Source organism: Psychrobacter sp. HD31, assembly GCF_051097895.1.
Classification (GTDB): domain Bacteria; phylum Pseudomonadota; class Gammaproteobacteria; order Pseudomonadales; family Moraxellaceae; genus Psychrobacter.
Genome location: NZ_CP142525.1, coordinates 649,068 through 667,751, shown reverse-complemented (window position 1 = coordinate 667,751; position 18,684 = coordinate 649,068). Strand labels below are relative to the sequence as shown.

Annotated in this window: 17 protein-coding genes; 8 read left to right on the top strand and 9 right to left on the bottom strand. The window is 35.9% G+C overall.

The window, feature by feature from the left end:
* Positions 1 to 47 precede the first annotated feature (47 nt).
* Complete coding sequence (locus VH441_RS02755; RefSeq protein WP_434353961.1) at positions 48 to 1,034, top strand: ion transporter; 987 nt, start codon at positions 48 to 50, stop codon at positions 1,032 to 1,034.
* 85 nt (positions 1,035 to 1,119) lie between these two features.
* Here VH441_RS02755 and VH441_RS02750 read toward each other — a convergent pair whose 3' ends face one another.
* The 3 genes from VH441_RS02750 to folE all read right to left on the bottom strand — a co-directional run bounded on the left by VH441_RS02750 (position 1,120) and on the right by folE (position 3,566).
* A complete protein-coding gene (locus tag VH441_RS02750) occupies positions 1,120 to 1,716 on the bottom strand; it encodes a TerD family protein (protein ID WP_434353960.1) in 597 nt (198 codons plus the stop codon).
* Positions 1,717 to 1,781: 65 nt separating this feature from the next.
* Positions 1,782 to 2,852: a helix-turn-helix transcriptional regulator gene (locus VH441_RS02745; protein WP_434353959.1), complete on the bottom strand. Its 1,071-nt coding sequence runs from the start codon at positions 2,850 to 2,852 to the stop codon at positions 1,782 to 1,784.
* 132 nt (positions 2,853 to 2,984) lie between these two features.
* On the bottom strand, positions 2,985 to 3,566 hold the full coding sequence (gene folE, locus VH441_RS02740) for a GTP cyclohydrolase I FolE (protein ID WP_434353958.1): 582 nt from the start codon (positions 3,564 to 3,566) through the stop codon (positions 2,985 to 2,987).
* Between the two features lie 183 nt (positions 3,567 to 3,749).
* On the opposite strand from folE, the gene VH441_RS02735 reads away from it, so the two are divergent.
* The 3 genes from VH441_RS02735 to VH441_RS02725 all read left to right on the top strand — a co-directional run bounded on the left by VH441_RS02735 (position 3,750) and on the right by VH441_RS02725 (position 7,475).
* Complete coding sequence (locus VH441_RS02735) at positions 3,750 to 4,580, top strand: enoyl-ACP reductase FabI (protein ID WP_434353957.1); 831 nt, start codon at positions 3,750 to 3,752, stop codon at positions 4,578 to 4,580.
* Positions 4,581 to 4,876: 296 nt separating this feature from the next.
* Complete coding sequence (locus tag VH441_RS02730) at positions 4,877 to 5,701, top strand: OmpA family protein (RefSeq protein ID WP_434353956.1); 825 nt, start codon at positions 4,877 to 4,879, stop codon at positions 5,699 to 5,701.
* Between the two features lie 352 nt (positions 5,702 to 6,053).
* Positions 6,054 to 7,475, top strand: a complete 1,422-nt coding sequence (locus VH441_RS02725; RefSeq protein WP_434353955.1) for an SLC13 family permease — start codon at positions 6,054 to 6,056, stop codon at positions 7,473 to 7,475.
* A gap of 106 nt (positions 7,476 to 7,581) precedes the next feature.
* On the opposite strand, the gene VH441_RS02720 is transcribed toward VH441_RS02725, so the two are convergent.
* The 3 genes from VH441_RS02720 to mnmA form a co-directional block, all read right to left on the bottom strand.
* Positions 7,582 to 8,763: a JmjC domain-containing protein gene (locus VH441_RS02720; protein WP_434353954.1), complete on the bottom strand. Its 1,182-nt coding sequence runs from the start codon at positions 8,761 to 8,763 to the stop codon at positions 7,582 to 7,584.
* Positions 8,764 to 8,953: 190 nt separating this feature from the next.
* On the bottom strand, positions 8,954 to 10,351 hold the full coding sequence (purB, locus tag VH441_RS02715; RefSeq protein ID WP_434353953.1) for an adenylosuccinate lyase: 1,398 nt from the start codon (positions 10,349 to 10,351) through the stop codon (positions 8,954 to 8,956).
* Between the two features lie 183 nt (positions 10,352 to 10,534).
* The gene (gene mnmA, locus VH441_RS02710; RefSeq protein ID WP_434353952.1) at positions 10,535 to 11,746 is read right to left on the bottom strand and encodes a tRNA 2-thiouridine(34) synthase MnmA; all 1,212 of its coding nucleotides are present in this window, start codon (positions 11,744 to 11,746) and stop codon (positions 10,535 to 10,537) included.
* A 135-nt stretch (positions 11,747 to 11,881) separates the two neighbouring features.
* Between mnmA and ispF the strand changes: the two genes are divergently transcribed.
* Together ispF and grxD are read left to right on the top strand one after the other, a co-directional pair.
* Entirely contained in the window at positions 11,882 to 12,370 is a 489-nt protein-coding gene (ispF, locus tag VH441_RS02705) for a 2-C-methyl-D-erythritol 2,4-cyclodiphosphate synthase (protein ID WP_434353951.1), read from the top strand.
* Between the two features lie 125 nt (positions 12,371 to 12,495).
* Positions 12,496 to 12,843, top strand: a complete 348-nt coding sequence (grxD, locus tag VH441_RS02700) for a Grx4 family monothiol glutaredoxin (protein ID WP_434353950.1) — start codon at positions 12,496 to 12,498, stop codon at positions 12,841 to 12,843.
* A gap of 93 nt (positions 12,844 to 12,936) precedes the next feature.
* Here the strand turns inward: grxD and VH441_RS02695 are convergent, their stop codons facing one another.
* The 3 genes from VH441_RS02695 to VH441_RS02685 form a co-directional block, all read right to left on the bottom strand.
* Complete coding sequence (locus tag VH441_RS02695) at positions 12,937 to 13,701, bottom strand: MipA/OmpV family protein (protein WP_434353949.1); 765 nt, start codon at positions 13,699 to 13,701, stop codon at positions 12,937 to 12,939.
* A gap of 1,156 nt (positions 13,702 to 14,857) precedes the next feature.
* Positions 14,858 to 15,391 carry a hypothetical protein gene (locus VH441_RS02690; protein WP_434353948.1) on the bottom strand — a complete coding sequence of 178 codons (534 nt, stop codon included), beginning with the start codon at positions 15,389 to 15,391 and terminating at the stop codon, positions 14,858 to 14,860.
* Positions 15,392 to 15,416: 25 nt separating this feature from the next.
* Complete coding sequence (locus VH441_RS02685) at positions 15,417 to 15,746, bottom strand: hypothetical protein (protein ID WP_434353947.1); 330 nt, start codon at positions 15,744 to 15,746, stop codon at positions 15,417 to 15,419.
* Between the two features lie 538 nt (positions 15,747 to 16,284).
* Here VH441_RS02685 and VH441_RS02680 point away from each other — a divergent pair.
* Positions 16,285 to 17,529 (top strand): NRAMP family divalent metal transporter, encoded by a 1,245-nt coding sequence (locus VH441_RS02680; protein ID WP_434353946.1) that lies wholly within the window; start codon positions 16,285 to 16,287, stop codon positions 17,527 to 17,529.
* A 146-nt stretch (positions 17,530 to 17,675) separates the two neighbouring features.
* On the top strand, positions 17,676 to 18,605 hold the full coding sequence (locus VH441_RS02675; protein ID WP_434353945.1) for a LysR family transcriptional regulator: 930 nt from the start codon (positions 17,676 to 17,678) through the stop codon (positions 18,603 to 18,605).
* Positions 18,606 to 18,684: the final 79 nt, after the last annotated feature.

Below are 18,684 nucleotides of genomic sequence, written 5' to 3'. Positions count from 1 at the left end.
ATTTTAAAATTTAGCAAAGCAAATTAAGCAGTCTTTGGATTTTTGCTATGAGTAGTATTCGTCCTATTAAACATGCTAGGCATTTTGTATACAATGTTTTACAAAACAATCAGTATGATTCTTTCTTTAGTCGATATATTGACTATTTCTTAATATTTCTTATTATCACGAATGTCATTGCAGTTATTGCAGAATCAGTAGATGTTTGGTATTACCCCAATCAAATTTATTTTGATGTGTTTGAAGACTTTTCTTTAATTGTTTTTAGCATTGAGTATTTGTTACGTATTTGGTCAGTGATTGAAGAAAGACCAAGCAAGCCCAGTTGGGGGCAAAGGTGGGAGTGGGCAAAAAGTCCAAGTGCGATTATTGATTTATTGGCAATTTTACCAAGTATCTTAAACTTCTTTGTTGTTATTGACTTAAGGTTTTTACGTATTTTACGTCTCTTTAGACTGCTTAAGCTAACCCGTTACTTTGCCTCCATGCGTATCTTGCTTACCGTATTAAGTAAAGAAAGAGGCTCATTTCAAGCCGTTATTTTTATCTTATTTATTATGATTGTGCTTGCTTCAAGTGGCATTTATGTGGTGGAAAATCACGCCCAACCAGAACAGTTTGAATCCATACCCAAAGCCATGTGGTGGGCTGTTGTTACCTTAACAACGGTCGGTTATGGTGATGTCATCCCAATTACTACAGCAGGTAAAATTTTAGGTGCGGTTATTACAATTTTGGGTGTTGGTTTAGCGGCATTGCCAGCTGGTATTTTAGCATCCGGTTTAGCCAATGAATTAGCGCAACGTCGTGAAGAAATGGAACAAAACTTTAGAGAGCTTTTGCTGGATGAAGATGTCGATTTAGTACAGAACCAAGCCCGTGTTGAGGCGATCCGATGTGAGCTGGGCTTGGCAAAAGAAGCTGCACAAGATATTTTACTGCAAGTTATTCGAGAACAACGGCTAGAAAAACGAGAAAGAGCCGTTGAAAAAAAGAAAAACTTTTGTCCTCATTGTGGTGAATCGTTGCATTAATATTAGTACCAAAGTCGCGCAACCTACTAGGGCTTAAGCGTATTAATCTAACTTTAAATTTAAATTGGTTATCCCCAAAAATAACTTATGTGAGTTTGGTACTCATTTCTTTAGCAACGCTTTGTAAGCTTTTTGGATCAAAACTGTCTATTGGTTTTTTTGTTTCTTCAAAAAACCAATCATCATTTACTTTTTTAATGGTTGCTGCCCACAAGGTATGGCAATTATTTGGTAAGTTTGCAAATAGAGTGGTCATTGCTTGATTTGCATTTTCATCATCTAAATTAACTTTCCCATTTTCAACTTTAGCTAATGCATCACCCGTATATGAAGAAACAATGAATACAATTTGTTGAATATCACTTGCTAGCTTGTCTAAACGGAGCTCAATTTGCTCTAAATCTTTTTTTAAGTCTAGATTGTCAATGGGCTTATCTGGGCGGTGCCCGTGTAAGTCATCACCTTTATGACGAATCGCTTCAGAATGGTCTCTTAAATTTTTATACCAAATCTTTTCTACGCATTCATGCTCACTGTCAAATAACAAACAAGCAATATCTATATCCATTGGATGCGTCTGCTTTTTAAACTTGTTAATAAGCCCTTTTTTTTGAACCTTGGTGTAAGTGAACTCCATTGAGAAATATAAAGTATTGCTAAGCCCCATAGACTTTAGACTCATTAAAGGGCTTTTATTTGAATGATATGTTGGCATTATTGGTTTCTTCTTTGTATCGGCTATTGGCGTTATTGATTTTCTATTGCTTGGTTAAACACAACTTGACTTAAGATTTCTGGTTCAATAGATTTTAAATCATCGCCAAAACCTCTTAGCCACCAAACCAGTTGTGAGGTGAGATTAACGGTTGCATTTATGGTCATGGTTTCATCTTCATTATAAGATACTTGTTGATCTTGACTCAGCTTGCTTTCGGTTAAATGTTTAGCGGCCTGAGCGTTGAGTCGTAAAGATATTTTAGTATTTTTACCTTTGCCAGGCAATTGGCTTAAAATCGGGTCATTAAAGCCCATTGCACCACTTTGTAGGTGCTTGTTTAAATCAAACCCAACAGGGGTTGTTGCGTTTTCTTTTAAAATTTCTACTTTATAAAACCGGTGTAAAGCAAATGAGCGAATCACATTTTCTTGATCTTCTACTTTGGTAGCAAGCAAATATAAAATGACGCCACGCTGGATAATTGCCAGTGGATTAAGCTGGTATTCTATAGCGGTTGTTTTATCTCGACCTTTATAGCTGGCTAAAATACGTTTTTTGGTAAATACAGACTGATAAATGTAGTCTTTTACTTTGCTATCTATGTCTGGTGCAATCAAAGGCTGTGTAGCGGGTTCAATACGGACACGATCTACCCATGTTTGGCTTGCTTTGTTATCTGTTAATTGTTTTCTGGCAAGGTTAAACCATGGGGTAAGTTCTTGTAAAATAGAAGGAGGTAATAATTGTGACAAGTTAGCCTGTACCATGCCAAAAGCAACGGCTTGTGATAAGTTCATGTTAGGGAAGCTTTCTTGTGGGGCATTATTTTTCCATCGCCAGCCTTGCGGGTTAGCATTGTTTTTTTCTAGAGGAAATCTTTTAGCTAACGAATTTAAGTCTCTTTGTATTGTGCGTATGTTGACATTAATGCCCAACAATTTAAGGTTTTCTAAAATCTGTACAGTACCTATCCATTTAGTGCGTTGTAATTGCGACAAAACCTGCCATTGACGTGCAGTTGTATTGGCACTGGTTTTATTATTTGTGTCAGTACCTTGGTTTGCTTCTGTTGTTGGTAGGGGTTTTTCTAAATTAGACATAATGGTTATGTTGCTAGCTGTTTAAATACGTTAGAAAATTTAGCATTTATCATCGCATGAATTGTATAAACTAGCAAGCCAGCTTAAAGTTAAGCTGGCCTGTTTTATGGTATAACTGCTTTGGGTTGTTTGTTAACCAAACTGCGTTACACGTTTTGGTACAGCGGCTAAAAACTCTGCTCTTGCCGCTTCATTTGTTTTAAACTCACCTAGCATCGCTAAACTGCGAGTGGTTGACTGTTGCTTACTAACACCACGCATCATCATACACATATGAGCAGCATCCATCACTACCGCAACGCCACGGCAACCTGTCATTTCCTCAATTGCATTTGCAACTTCTTGTGTCAAGTTTTCCTGTATTTGTAAGCGACGAGCAAACATGTCAATAATTCTGGCAACTTTTGATAAACCCAGTACTTTGCCATCTGGTAAATAGCCAACATGAGCAACACCATAAAAAGGTAGAATATGATGTTCACATAATGAATAAAACTCAATATTTTGTACTAATACGAGTTCATCATTGTCAGTGGGGAAAACAGCGCCGTTAGCTACCTCTTCAAGGCTCTGTTTATAACCACGTGTTAAGTACTCAAATGCCTTGGCAGAACGCTCTGGTGTGTCCACCAAGCCTTCGCGTGACAAATCTTCACCAGTTGAAGAAATAAGTTGACTATATAAATGTGCATTAGGGTGAGGTATTTGTGTCATGATAAAATTTTAATAATTAAAAAAACTATAGCTTACCGTTTAAACAAATTTTGTAAAGTGATTTTACGAAAAAATAGGGTAATTTACAATTTTAAGGAAGTTTAGTTTACAAGTGTACATTTAACTTGCTGTTAGGTATAATCTCTAAAAATTAGAGACATATTAAGTTAATAAGGAGTAATTATGTTATTACAAGGTAAAAGATTTGTTGTAACTGGTATCGCAAGTAAGCTTTCAATTGCCTGGTCTATTGCTGAGGCCTTACACCGTGAGGGTGCCTCACTAATTTTAACGTATCCAAATGATAAAATGAAAAAACGAGTGGATATGGCTGCTGCGGCGTTTAATGCCGATTTAGTATTAGAATGCGATGTGGCAACTGATGAGTCCATTAATGATTGTTTTGATAAGGTTCGTGAACATTGGGGTAATGAGAAAAATGGTGAGGCAGCCGGTATTGATGGTGTTGTGCATGCAATTGGTTTTGCACCGGCAGACCAACTAGATGGTAATTTTGCAGAAGTTACGACCAGAGAGGGTAGCCAAATTGCACATGATATTTCTGCTTATAGCTTTGTTGCCTTAGCAAAAGCATCACGTGATTTGTTAACCCAGCGTCAAGGTTCTTTGTTAACCCTCACTTATGAAGGGAGTATTTCGGTATTACCCAACTATAATGTTATGGGCATGGCAAAAGCGAGTTTGGAAGCAAGTGTCCGTTACCTTGCGGCATCTATGGGTGGTGAAGGTATTCGTGTAAATGCCATTTCAGCAGGCCCTATCAGGACACTTGCAGCCAGTGGCATTAAATCATTTAGAAAAATGTTAGACATTAATGAAAAGATTGCACCATTGCAGCGTAATGTTAGCCAAATGGAAGTGGGAAATGCCGCTTTATTCCTATTATCTCCTTGGGCTTCGGGTATTACTGGTGAAATTCTTTTTGTTGACGCAGGCTTTAATACCGTTGCTATTAGCGAACAACTTATGCAAATGGAAATGAGCGAGTCTTAATTAGCAATATAGATGGTTAAGAAAAGTTTTTAGTAATGTTGTACTAAATTTATTAATGATAATCATTAGTTATATTAAGCGATGTTTAACACTTAAAAAGTTTAGTCTCCTTAATAATACAAAGTATAATTGGCTGGCAGTATAAAAATAGATGCAAATTATGTATGGATGTATGACTTTTATGTGTTACATTAAATCTTGTTAACGAAAGATTAACCAGATTTATATGCAGTATTATTAATATTTCTGTTTTTAATTATATAAAAAAGAACTAAATTAATTTAATAGGACTTAGCATGAAAACTAAATTAACCAGAGTGCCATTAATAAGTGTGATTGCTGGTGCTTTTGCATTGGCAGGTTGTACTAACTCACTTAGTGAGGGTATTACAGCACAAGGAACAGTTGATCCAAGTAATCTTGTGTTTCCTGAGCTTAATGATGCGTGGCAATTAGAAGGGCAGTTCCCAAATATTGAGAACATGACTAAAATTAAACCAGGTATTGCAAAGGACGAACTTTATCAGCTCATTGGTCGTCCTCACTTTAGCGAAGCTCAATATTCGCATGAGTGGGACTACATTATGAAGTTTTATAAAGATGATGACAGTGTGCAGATTTGTCAATATAAAGTCATTTTTGATGAAAATTTTAAAGGACAAGAGTTTTATTGGCTACCAACCGATTGTGCTAAGTACTTAGTGGCTAAAGCACCAAATTCTGAAGTCATTCATGAAAAAATCGTCTTAGATGCTGATGCCTTATTTAAATTTGATAAGTCAGATTCACATAATATGTTGCCAGGTGGGCGTGAAGAGCTCGACAGATTAGCAGATAAAATTCGTGAATATGGTTTACAAGGTGAAGTACGTTTGCATTTAACAGGTCATACAGACCATAAAGGCAGTGAAAAGTATAATATGACTTTATCACAAAACCGTGCAAATACGGTGTTGGCTTATTTGTCTAATCAAGGTGTCAATGCCGCAGCGATGTCAGCCAGTGGCGCAGGCGAACAATATCCTATTAAACAATGTTCGGCTCACTTGCCACGCCAGCAAGAGATAAATTGTCTACAACCAAACAGACGTGTTGAAGTTGATGTTTTGATTTATAAATAAGCATTAAAATATTCCAAAAAGCGAATACTCAAATGAGTGTTCGCTTTTTTTATTCCAATAGGTTTTACAATTAACAAAATCCCTTGAAAAAATAAGTGTTTGCCACTAGAATTGCTAAGTTGCTTTTTTATGAAAATTTGTAACTATTCTGTAATTTTTATTTAGCAATAACGATAGAACTTTTATGCTTTATTTATTTCAGCATTATCTTTAAGAAGTTTCACTCAAAATGTGGAATGACCGCTGACATTTTTATAGTTGCCTATGGCACCATCTATCAGACATAGGCAATGTCTGACTGATATCAAGCAGTCTAAAGTATTTCTTGTCATACAAGTTTTTGGAGGTCTGAATGACACAACAACCAGCACAAGATCGTTTAGTACATGAAAGTGACGATCTACAGGAGTTTACCTTTCCTCAAGGTACAGTTAAGGGATTAGTTTTAACATCAATTTTCGCTATTATTAGCTTGATACTATATCAAGTGCTGCCTTTTGATATTAATGCAAATAAAGGTTTGGCATTGTTATTTTTTATTGGTGCGTTATGGCTAACAGAAGCCATGCACGTTACCATTACAGCAATATTAGTGGTTGTTATCAGTGCTTTTTTGGGCATACCAGAAATTGATGCACCTACGTCACTTAAAAACTTTGCCAACCATTTAATCTTTTTATTTTTGGGTGGTTTTGCTTTGGCGGCCGCTCTACACGTGCAAAAGCTAGATAAAAAAATTGCACTTAAGCTTATTAGCATGTCTGGTGGTAAGTTAGGGAATGCTGTTTTTTTAGTTTTTGCAGTAACAGCCTTTTTATCTATGTGGATTTCTAATACTGCAACAGCGGCGATGATGTTACCTTTAGGTTTAGGTTTATTGACTCAAATTGACAAAGAAAATGATAGAGGTACTTTTGTATTTGTATTATTAGGTATTGCTTATTCTGCTAGTTTAGGTGGCTTAGGTACTATTATTGGTTCGCCTCCTAACGGTATTGCTGCCGAAGCACTCGGTATTGATTTTGCTGAATGGATGAAGTTTGGTATCCCAGTTATGCTGGTATTAATGCCAATACTATTGGGTGCTATGTATGTCATACTTAAGCCAAATTTAGGTCAAAAAATTACAGCATCTCCTTCAGATAATATCCCTTGGACACGCAGCCGTATTTTAACTATGATTGTATTTATTACAACTGCCTTTTTATGGATTTTCTCTAAGCAAATTAGTGGGTATTTAGGTGGTATCGCTAAATTTAATACGGTGATTGCACTTAGTGCTATTGTTGCTGTGGTTGGTTTAGGACTGGCTAAATGGAGACATGTATCGGATAATACTGACTGGGGCGTATTAATGCTTTTTGGTGGTGGTATTGCACTGTCAAATATTCTAAAAGTTTCTGGTGCTTCCAAAGTATTGGGTGAATCTGTTGCAAACATGTTGTCAACTTCACCAGTGTTATTGGTCATGCTAGTAATTGCTGGCTTTATCATCTTCTTAACCGAGTTTGCTTCAAACACGGCGTCTGCAGCTTTGCTAGTACCTGTATTTGCAGCAATTGCAACTGAAATGGGCTTACCGCAAGAAGTTCTTGTACTGATTATTGGTATTGGTGCATCGTGTGCATTTATGTTGCCAGTTGCAACACCACCAAATGCCATTGTTTTTGGTACAGGCTTAATTAAGCAACGAGAAATGTTACGTATTGGTATTGTTTTAAACATTATCTCTATGGTTATTGTTGGCTTATGGGCTTATTTCTTCTTGGTGTAATATCCAGCATGTTTTGAGCAAAAAACCGATGTATGATGATACATCGGTTTTTTTTGGTTATTAAAGGTTAATTAATGTAGCTTATGCTTTAGTTTTAGTGAGTTTTCTAAAAATCCAACCATACCCAGCCATTTTCTAGCCATTCCATAATGGTTAGTTTATCCATGTCATTAAGTTGTTGATAGCCTAAACAACAGCCATCTGCTAATTGTTGTAGTAGGCTTATTTGATTTGCTGATAAATCAGTTAACTCTTGCCCATTGGCGTATATGGTGATGATGTCATTTGTTGTTGAATAGATTAAACGGCTGTTATAATCAATTTTTAATGTTGCGCCAGCTTGCAGTTGTGCCATCACATCATCTGCATTTAAGGTTTCTTCCGGTATTAAAATATCATATTGTCGTTTACTAACGGATTCTGCCACCGATTGTGTTAATAGATCATCTCCAATAGGGGAGTTTAGTAATTCAATTAGTTGAGATTTAATATGATTGATACTGTCCTTTTTTAACGCTCCAGAAGGCTGTAAGTTTTGTTCAAGTAACATGGGTGTAAAAATACTTGGTTCACTGGTGGCAACATCTGCAAGGCTATCTAAAATTTGCATGATATTGGGTCGTCTAAACCCAAAAGAAAAAGTTAAGCAATCATCTTGTGCAACGCCAAAATGTGATAGTTTGGGAGGCACATAAAGCACATCACCAGGTTCTAACACTTCATCAAAAATAATGTCACCCATGTCATCAAAAATTCTAATCGGTTGATTGGCAACAAATTCGGTATTTTCATCACAATACTTACCCAATTGCCAACGTCTGTGACCATAACCTTGTGCTAAAAACACATCGTAATCATCATAATGTTTACCGACAGAGCCACCCACGGGTGCATAAGAAACCATAATATCGTCTCTTTGCCATTGTGGGATAAAATCAAATGCTTGCCACAAGCTAGCAAGGTCGGGTGACCATTGCTCAAGGTTTTGTACAAGCGTTGTCCATAATGGTGGCAGGTGACTAAAGTCAGCTTCTGTTAAGGGGCTATTTTTTAATGTCCAGTTAAAATGGCTTTCTAACACAGGTTCTTTAATGTTTTGTTTTGGTGTTTGTGTAATTAGGCGAGATGAAACCTCATCTTCTAGTGCAAGCCCCAAAATATCTTCTGGTTCGAATATATCTATGAGTTGCGGTAGTCCATTTTTAATGAGTAATGGTTTTTTTTGCCAATAGTTTTCTAAAAAATCTTTTGGGCTTATGTTGTTAGGTAAACAATAGGGAATATGCATATTTATCTCAATTTTATTTCAATTTTTTATGGAACTATATACTTATCAATTAATATTAAAGGGTATTATAAACCTTAATGGTGATTAACTATAGCGTATTAAAACGATGACTTGTTATTTGCAATAAAAACGCCATGTTGGCATGCAACATGGCGCTGTATTTTTTTAAAATGATACTAATTATATTGATTTATAGTTTAGCAATTAATGCTTCAATCGCTTTAGCTTGTTCTGCTGCATTACCAATATAGGTTGCCGGTGTTAGGTTGCGTAGGCGTACTTTATCTTCTTCACTAACAGCACTGAGCTCATCACTTTCTACAAAGTTTAGCATTGCTTCACGTGTCATGGCATTACCACGAGTTAATGCTTTAAGTTTTTCATATGGGTTTTCTACACGATAACGACGCATAACGGTTTGAATCGGTTCTGCAAGCACTTCTTGAGCATTGTCTAAGTCTTCTGCTAGGCGAGTTGGGTTAACCTCTAGTTTACTAACCCCTTTTAAACATGCGTCATAAGCAATCATACTTTGCGCAAGACCCACGCCAATATTACGTAACACAGTAGAGTCCGATAAATCACGTTGCATGCGACTGATTGGCAGTTTTTCACCTAAATGAGCCAGCATAGCATTTGCAACACCTAAGTTGCCTTCTGAGTTTTCAAAATCAATCGGGTTAACTTTGTGTGGCATGGTTGATGAGCCAACTTCACCTTCTTTTAGCTTTTGTTTAAAATAACCAAGGCTAATGTACTGCCAAACATCTCGGTTAAAATCAATCAGCACAGTATTGTATCGGCGTATGGCATCAAATGCTTCTGCAATATAATCGTGCGGTTCTATTTGGGTGGTATATGGGTTAAATGTTAAACCAAGGCGTTTGGTAATAAAGTCTTGTGCATGTGCTTGCCAGTCAATATCTGGGTAAGCAGATAAATGCGCATTGTAGTTACCAACAGCGCCATTAATTTTTCCTAAAAGTTCAACGGCTTCAAACTGCTTAATTTGACGAGCAAGACGATAAGCGACGTTTGCCATCTCTTTGCCTAAAGTGGTTGGACTGGCTGTTTGACCATGTGTACGAGATAACATAGGTTGATCTGCGTGTGTTTTAGCAAGGGCAATAATGCTGTCATTAACTTGATTAAGTTTGGCTAAAACTACCTCACGACTGTCTTTTAACATTAACGCATAGCTTAGGTTGTTGATGTCTTCTGAAGTACAAGCAAAATGGATGAACTCAAGGCTATCTACCAATTTTTCATTACCACGGAACTTATCTTTAATAAAGTATTCAACTGCTTTAACATCGTGGTTAGTGGTGCTTTCAATATCCTTAACTGCTTGCGCATCAGCCTCACTAAAATTATTAACAATGTTATCTAAAAAGGCATTTGTTTCATCATCAAAAGCGTCAAGCTCTTTAATATCTGCGTTATCAGCTAATGATTGTAACCAACGAATTTCGACAGTGACACGTGCCTTTATCAAACCATATTCTGATAAATGTTCACGTAAGCTGTCCGCTTTTGAAGAATAACGACCGTCGATAGGAGAGAGTGCAGTTAAAGCAGAAAAACTCATAATTTAGTACCTTAATTTATTTAAATTGGGATAAACAACGGGAAACAAATTTCATCAATATTGTAACAGAAATAGGCGGTTTGTTTTGAGCAATTTGTGAGCGTTTAACCATAAAAAAAACTGGCATATAATAAAATATGCCAGCAGTTTATAACTTATATAAGCTTAGTAATTAATAAGCCATTAGCGCGGTGCGTTGATAGTTTGAATAACGCCACCACCTAAGCAAACCTCATCAATATAAAATACAACAGATTGACCTGGGGTGACCGCGCGTTGTGCGGTATCAAAAACAACTTTAATTTGTGTGCCATCGTCATTAGTTGCAAATACTGTGCACTCTTGGTCTGGCTGGCGGTAGCGTGTTTTTGCCATGCACTTTAAGCCTTGTTTGCTAAACAGTTGGGGTGGGGCGGTGCATTCTACCCAGTCAAGCTTGTAAGCTGTTAGCTCATTGCTCATCAACATTTTATGTTCGTGACCTTGTCCAACAATCAGTCTATTTTTGTTTAAATCTTTTGCAAGTACAAACCAAGGTTCTTCTGGTCGATTTTTTACACCGCCAATACCGATACCACCACGTTGCCCTAGGGTGTAATACATCAAACCATCATGTGTGCCTATTTTAATGCCATCATCGGTGTAAATATCCCCTTTTTGGGCGGGTAAATATTGTTGCAAAAAGTCTTTAAATCGTCTTTCTCCAATAAAACATATGCCTGTAGAGTCTTTCTTTTTAGCCGTTATTAAATCATATTCTTCCGCAATTTTGCGTACAGCAGGTTTTTCTAGCTCACCAACAGGGAATAATGTTTTAGCAATTTTGTCGCCACCAACGGCATGCAAAAAGTAGCTTTGGTCTTTATTACCATCTAAACCACGCATTAAATGAGCAACCATGGTGTTATTTTGGTTTTTATAGTTGGTGCTTCTTCTTGTATAGTGCCCCGTTGCAATATAGTCTGCGCCTAATGTGAGTGCATAATCTAAAAATGCTTTAAACTTAATTTCTTTATTGCATAAAATATCAGGGTTAGGGGTGCGACCTGCTTTATATTCTGCTAAAAAGTGCTCAAAAACATTGTCCCAATATTCCATAGCAAAATTTGCAGTATGTAATTTCATCCCGATTTTATCTGCAACGGCTTGTGCATCAGCAAGGTCATCCATGGCGGTGCAATATTCTGTGCCATCATCTTCTTCCCAGTTTTTCATAAACAAGCCTTCAACCTTGAATCCGGCTTGTTTTAACAAAACAGCAGAAACAGAGGAGTCCACACCACCAGACATGCCAACAATGACCCTGACTTTACTCGGATTTGGGATGTCTGACAGCTTAAGTGCCTGGTATGCGGATATGATTTGTGTGTTTGGCTGAGTATTGTGGTTGCTCATAAAAGTAAAATCGCTAATAAAATTATTAAATCGGGTTTGAGTAAGATAGTGCTTAATACTATGATATGATAAGGCTTAACTAAAAAATAACAACTGTTTTATAGGTTTAAATAATTTTAACTTTTTGGATAATGTATGATAAAAATAGGGCAGGGTATTGATGTTCATGCCTTTTATGATAATGGCACACAAAATCAATTTGTTACTTTGGCAGGTTTGCAAGTACCCCATAAGTACAGTTTAAAAGCACATTCTGATGGTGATGTGGTATTGCACGCTTTGGCAGATGCTTTACTGGGTGCGATGGCAATGGGTGACATTGGGCAGCACTTTCCTGATACAGATGAAGCGAATGCTGGTTTAGATTCTCGCTATTTATTGCGTGATGTTTATGCCTTAATTAAAAGTAATGGCTATATACTAGGCAATGCAGATATTACCATTATGTGTGAGCGTCCTAAAATTTTACCACTTAGACAAGCAATGCGAGAAAACATTGCTAATGACTTACAAACAGATATAGCAAATATCAGCGTTAAAGCAACAACGACAGAAAAACTGGGATTCACGGGTAGGCAAGAGGGGATTATGGTTTCTGCAGTTGTGCTACTAACTAAAGCATAGTTAACCTAACTGGTATTTATAATTTAAGTGATTGGCTTGCAATCATAAAGTTAATCCCTATATCTAATCTACATGCAAATTTACACAAGCTTTGATATTTTTTATTTTAATCGTTGGAGAAAAAAATGAGCGAACAAAACAATACAACACAAAATGTTGAGCAAACCATTCGTGACCAAATTAAAGAGCATAAAGTACTGCTTTATATGAAAGGCACACCACAGTTTCCGCAATGCGGTTTTTCTGCTCGTGCCGTGGAAGTATTGACCAAGGTTGGTCGTCCTTTTGCTTTTGTTAACATTTTAGAAAATCCAGAAATTCGTGCAACATTGCCAAGCATTGCCAATTGGCCAACCTTCCCACAATTGTGGATTAATGGCGAGTTGATGGGTGGCTCTGATATTATTTTAGAAATGTATGAATCAGGCGAGTTACAGCCACTAATCGAAGAACACAGCCCAGCTGTCGATTAAGCTTTAAAATAGCTATATTCGATTAAAAAACCTCAATCAGTTTTGATTGAGGTTTTATTTTTTAAATTAAATTATTTTAATGTAGTAGGGTGCTTAAAACGCATACAACATACCTATGGTGGTTGATGCGCTTACACGGCTATCTACCATTGGGCTGTCATAAACCTCATCTGGGTTGTATGCCACTTTTTGGTTAAAAAACAAGCCCCAATCTTGATTGATGTCATAGTTTACACGCAAGCCAGTATAGGGATGAAAGCTGCTATCAGCTGAGTATTGATTAATGCCTGTTTTGGCGGCTTCTTTTTTACTTACGCCATAATAATAGTCGTTAAAGTCATCATTTTGCCATTGAACGCCTAAAGATGGATAAATTGTTAAGTTGCCTTTATTTAATTTGGCTAAATATTCTAATTTGCCAATTGTGCCGCCACTTTTATCCATAACATCGCTCATAGCTTGACCACGAAACGCACCATAAGGGGTAATGCTCATGTAACTGGCACCAGCAAAAACGCTGGCATCACGTTTTTCTAGCTTTTTAAAATTTCCTTCGGCATTATCTGGGTCATAGCTGCCGCCACCATATTGTGCAAAAACAGACAACTCATTATTACTATTTTTAATAAAGTTGTAGCCAAGTTGGTTGCCACGTGCATAAATGGTGTTATTGTCGTAAAAAAAGGTTGGTACCACAGTTATATTGTTGTCATAATCTTTATAGCCAGTATCGCTATAATGCGCATTAACGCCAACTTGCAACTTGCCATTTTTTTCTTGTTGTAAGGTTTGGGCATTTGCGATGTTTATTAAACAAGCTGTTGCTGTTAATGCAAATATTGTGGTTGAAAATTTCATGACGAGCTCCTGTGTATGTTATCTACAAATATAACGATTGTTATCAGTATAAGTTAATTATTGATTTGTGGCTATATGTTAGCAAGTTGATATTGTTTGTTTAATGTATATATACTTTTTGCGTGCCCAAACCCGTTGGTTAGTTTTCGTATAATATATATTATGTTAAATAATATGTGTATGCACTTTTATGCTTATCTTACCCACTACTCATGGATGTTCATATAATTTTTCTTACCAAAAGCTGTTGGTGAATTTGGAACTAGAACTGAAAATTTCTTAGATATTGTTTTAAAAATGATATTCTTAAGCATGATATTACTTTATGTATTAACACAAATATTATGATTTAAAAAAATACTTCTTTAAACTAGACTAGCTAAGATTTAAAGCAACTAAATAATATGTTTGTATTAGATGGAAAACAGAAATCCATACCATTTAAAAATCCACATAACTAATGTATTTTTAGGAAGTTCAAAAAATGTATTAATCCTTAAAAATACGATTTGAAGTGCTAAGTCAATTATTACTCAAAACTCACCTCAGCTATGGTAACAATAATGCAAGAATTTACCTTCTTTTACCATACAATGCTTTCTTGTAGTTGAGTTTTTTGAATCTGCTTAGTAATCGGTTTTTAAAATCAGTTTTACTTCTTTATCTGTCGTTTTTAATTCAGAGTCAAAAATGATGGTAAGAGGAAAAAAACTAGATGAAGTAATAGAAAAAGAATGACAGATTATGCTTGTAGAAGGTTATGAGCACTCCCCTATTTCAAACAGTAGCTCGCATAAACGATTGTTAAATAAAGCTTATATCAATGGCGGATTAAGTACACTGAGTACACCTGACAGAAAAAAATTGATTAAAAAATATATTTTTAACAAATACAACCGCTTGGCTTTAATAGTAAAGAAAAGCAACTCTATGTTAACAAAAAAACAAGACAAGCTTTTGTAAATGATAACAAAAGACTAAAAGCCAGAGTTGCTGAACTTGAAAATCAATTAAACCAAAACACAGACTTTATGTATTTCGCATGGTGTTATGTATGGTTAGATTTTATGTTTAACAGCTTCATTCATTGTATCGTTTTTTTTAACATAACAATGTGCTGGGCAAAAGCCCCAGCTTTGCTAGCTTGAAAAGCAAGCTATTTGGCTTGCTCACTTCTTCCATAACATGGAAAAAACCGATCATATGCAATTTCAATAAATGTGTTAGGGCTAACGCCATCCATAAAAACAACTTTATCCTTAACATCAAACAAATAAAACACAATACCTGTATTATTTTTGCATAATACAATTGAATTCTCAGTTATGGGTAGGGAAGCCATACCATAGGTTCCTTCAATAGGCTCTTCTTTTATATTTAATTCTTCCCAAGCATCCTCTTTAAACAATTTAACTAATTTATTTAGCTTCTCTTTATTAAAATTATAATCATAATACTCGCCACTATAAAAATTATATGAATTTGGATAGCCTGGTGTGTAAACGCTGTCAGGCTCTGCTAAAAAATTTTTTATTAGCAAACCTTGAGACTCAAACCAATCAAGGTTTGCCTTTACGCCAGCTCTTGCTTGTTTCAGCTCATCTGGCTCAGGGATTGTTAATGAGTAAAAAATATAAGCTGCACCAGCGATATTTATAAATATTATTAGATATTCAAAAAACTTTTTCAATTTATTAAGACCTATTTAAATGTGCCTATTTAGCTACAAACCAACCACTGGCTTGATTATATTCAAAACCCCAGTTTTTAGTTGATGCAAGCTTGCCCTTAGAGCCACCTGTAGCAATGCCGCCAACTTTTGCTAAAGTAGACCCGCTAATCTCAATTCCAACGGCAGAGGATACGACTCTGCCATATTTATCGGTGTCAGCAATACTAACCGTACCTTGTACTATTTTAATATTTCCTGAGTAGTTTGTACTATTGCCCCTCAGAGCACTATCCGTCAATTCTGCTCTATTAGGAGAGGCGTGTTGTGCATATGTAATCCTACCTATACCGCCAGCAGCCCCAACATTAGGCAAAAGTGCTTTTTAATTGACATGTTTTTCCTGAAGAGGAAGCCCTTTAGAATCAAATGACAACTCATAAACTTTATAAATATTACCATTGTGTACATTCATGGCATAATTTTTTGAGCCACCGTATAGCGAGCGTAGGCTGGGCTTATAGTCCAGCAGATTATAAAACGAAAACTATATACAAAGGAAATTTAAAAAATAATATATCGGAAGAGTTGCTAAATTATCCCCTCCAGCCCTTGTGAAACTTTCAGCCTACGCTGGCTACTTTGGCAAGTATATTCCAGTTTTATAATAGGTTTTGTAAGCTCATGGACAATGACATTATCGCTAATATCTCTTAATATCAGCAACCATCGACCAAATTAATTGGTTCTTTAGTAAGCGATTGAATATAGCTACTTAAGAGTATCGTAAATACAATTGCTAAGTTATGCTAAATCATTATAATACTTTTTCTAAATTTTCTATTTTATAGGTTTTATATAAATTATTTTTATACAATTCATTATTTTTGTGGTTATTTTAAGGAATACTTGTTATGTCTCAAGTACAAAAAACGTCAGGATTTAGTTTAAAGTCTTTTGGTCCTGGTTTGCTCATGGCATCAACAGCTATTGGTGGCTCGCATTTAATTGCATCTACTAAAGCTGGTGCAATTTATGGTTGGCAATTGGTTGTTATTATCTTGCTGGTTAACTTATTTAAATATCCTTTTTTCAAATACAGTGTTGATTATACACATGATACGGGTCATAGTTTGGTTGAAGGATATGCTAAAAAAAGTAAGTTTTATTTAACCATCTTTTTTATTTTAATAGTATTTAGTGCCGGTGTTAATATTAGCGCACTTGGTATGTTAAGCTCTGTTATTTTGAAAACATTAGTACCCTCTATTAGTCTATCGTTGCCTGTATTAACAGGTATATTGTTAGCAGTTAGTTGGTTAGTTGTGATTGTTGGTCATTACAAAACGTTAGACAGAATAACAAAGGTAATTGTTATCTCTTTAACAGTTTGTACGGTTGTAGCGGTTGCTATCGCCGCAGGTAATGGCTCACAAGTTCAGCCAGATTTTGTTGCACCTTCAGCATGGCAATTAACTGCCCTACCTTTTATTATTATTTTAATGGGTTGGATGCCAGCACCAATTGATGTATCTGCCATTAACTCTATGTGGATTTCGGCAAAACAACATCAGGAACCCGTATCTAAACAAACGGCAATGCTTGATTTTAATGTTGGCTATATCGGCACCGCGCTGTTAGCAATTGTGTTTTTAACACTGGGTGTATTGGTATTACACGGTACCGGTCAAGAAATTGGTGCAACAGGCTTTAAATTTGTACCTCAATTGGTATCTGTGTATGCAGCTACTATGGGTGATTGGGCAAAACCATTGGTTGCTTTTATTGCGTTTACTTGTATTTATGGTTCTACCATTGCGGTTATTGACGGCTATGGTCGTGTTGCGGCTGAGTCACACCGCTTATTTGCAAACAAACCAACGTTGACTAGAGGTTATATTTCTGGTTGGATTACGTTAGTTGTACTAATTGCTTTAACCATTATCTTTAAGTTTTCTGCTCAATTAAAGGACATGTTAGATTTTGCAATGATTGCTGCATTTTTATCTGCGCCTATTTTTGGCTGGTTAAACTTTTCATTGGTACGTAAAACGGGTAAGGTTTCTGCTGGTTTGATGCTGCTTTCATGGTTGGGTTTAGCATTTTTAAGTGTGTTTAGTGTTGTGTTTATTCTATTTAAAGCAAATATGCTTAGCTAACACTCAATGTTGTTGATAGTTATGTATAAAAAAGACTGCAATAGCGGTCTTTTTTTTGCTGATTGTAAATACGACTTTTTTCTTACTTTAAGATATACTAACTAAAAAATACATACTAACTACAAAGAATGACGAAAAGGGACAAAATGACTTTAAAACAGTATCAATCTTTTATTGCGGTGGCTAATCATGGCAGCTTTAGTGAAGCAGCCGAACAAACAGGTATCTCTCAGCCTACTTTAAGCCGTTTAATAAAACAGTTAGAGGATGAGCTGCAAGTTGAGCTGATTGATAGATACCATCGTCCTTTGCAGTTAACCAATGTTGGCGATTTTTTTTATAAAAACCTAAAAACGTTACTTAACGAGCTTGATACTTTAACCGCGTTAACCAAAAAAATGGGGAAGCCCTCCCCAACTCTAACGATTGGTTTTGTGCCATCTGTTTTATATGGTTTATTACCTGATGTGATTGAGCTATTAAAACAACAGTATCCTGATTTAGAAGTGCAACTAAAAGACATTAGCTCTTATCAACAAATTGATGCTTTAAAGTCAGGCGATATTGATGTTGGTTTGGGACGTTTTGCATTCAATAATAAACAGACGCAACAAGTATTGTTACGTAATGAGCCTTATGTTGCGGCATTACCCATTAAACACAGATTGGCAAATAAAGAAGTTATCCAACTCAATGATTTAATTTCAGAAACATTAATTTTATACCATCAGACTTATTTGCCTAAAACAACTAAAAATGGTGTAACAGAGCCCCTACTTCATATATTTAATGAGGTGGGACTCAAACCCCATAAAACAGCACAAGTGCGTGATTTGCAAATAGCATTAGGTCTCGTTGCAGCCTTTGAAGGGGTTACGCTGGTACCAGAAAGCCTTAAAACAGAAAGAACAGACAAAATTGTTTACAAACCGATACAACAAAAAAATGCAACGACTCCCATTTATCTGCACACCTTAGCAGACCTTTACCATCCTGCTGTTGAGCAGTTTTTGAGTGTTATTTATAAGATATATGATATTAGGAAAATCAATTATTCAGGGCGTTCTCTAAATTAGTTTTGTTGTTTTTGTGTAAATTTAAATAATAATCGTTATATTTTATTTTTATCAAAACTAAATAGTATCTCAAAGAATT